This window comes from Urechidicola vernalis (assembly GCF_031846385.1).
Taxonomy (GTDB): Bacteria; Bacteroidota; Bacteroidia; order Flavobacteriales; family Flavobacteriaceae; genus Urechidicola; species Urechidicola vernalis.
Map to the genome: position 1 here is coordinate 1 of NZ_JAVRHV010000021.1, position 1,071 is coordinate 1,071.

Sequence of the window (1,071 nt, forward strand, 5' to 3'; positions counted from 1 at the left end):
GCTCCATTAAAGTCTGCCGATGGTGTATAATCTATCTTATCGTCCGTTGGATCATCTGGGGTTCCGTTGTCATTGACACTTACCAAATTACCATTGAATGATTTTCCAACTCCTAGCGTAATCGTTCCAACACTTGGTCCATCGCCTCCAAAATCATCATTATTCGTTACATCAATTACCGTTAAGCCACTGTCTTCAACAACTGTAGCGCTATCATCAACTGCAGTTGGTAAATCATTCACTGACTCTAGAACAATAACCACCGTAGCTTCCGAGGTATCACCATTGCTATCCACAATTGTATATACGAAACTATCTTCTCCATTATAATTTAGGGCCGGAGTATAATCAATACCATCATCGGTTGGGTCATCTGGTGTACCATTATCATTTACTGAAATTATTCCTCCTTCTACACTTGTTCCAGTTGCTATCGTAATAGGTGTTACACTTGGTCCATCTCCACCAAAGTCATCATTCGCAGTTACATTGATTGTTGTCAATGGAGCATCTTCAAAAGAAGCTACAAAATCTAACTCTGCCTGAGGCAAGTCGTTGATTGAATTTACTGTTATATAAACTGTTGCTATACTAACATCTCCATTACTATCGGTAATGGCATAATTAAACTCATCTGGCCCATGATAATCCGGTGCAGGAGAATACAATATAGTATCGTCTGTTGGGTCATTCGGTGTTCCATTGTCATCTACGGTTATCAATCCATCATTCGAACTTGGGGTTACTTGTCCTGTGTCATCTAAACCTGTTACTGCACCATCTGGTAAGGTAATACTTCCCATGTTTGGACCATCGCCTCCAAAATCATCATTGAACAATACATCTATTCGGATATCGTTACTATCCTCATCTACTGTAATAGAATCATCTTCTGCCAATGGTAAATCATTTACCGATATAACTTCTACAAAAACTGTTGCTCTGCTAGTATCTCCATTTGCATCTTCAATCTCATATTCAAAACTATCCAATCCATGGTAGTTTGCAAATGGGGTATAATCAATTCCATCATCGGTTGGGTCATCTGGTGTACCATTATCATTAACGGCA

General features: G+C 39.2%; 1 protein-coding gene. It reads right to left on the reverse strand.

The features are described from left to right. Window positions 1-1,071: tandem-95 repeat protein (locus RM519_RS13925; protein WP_311594437.1), on the reverse strand; the 1,071-nt coding region annotated here is incomplete at both ends.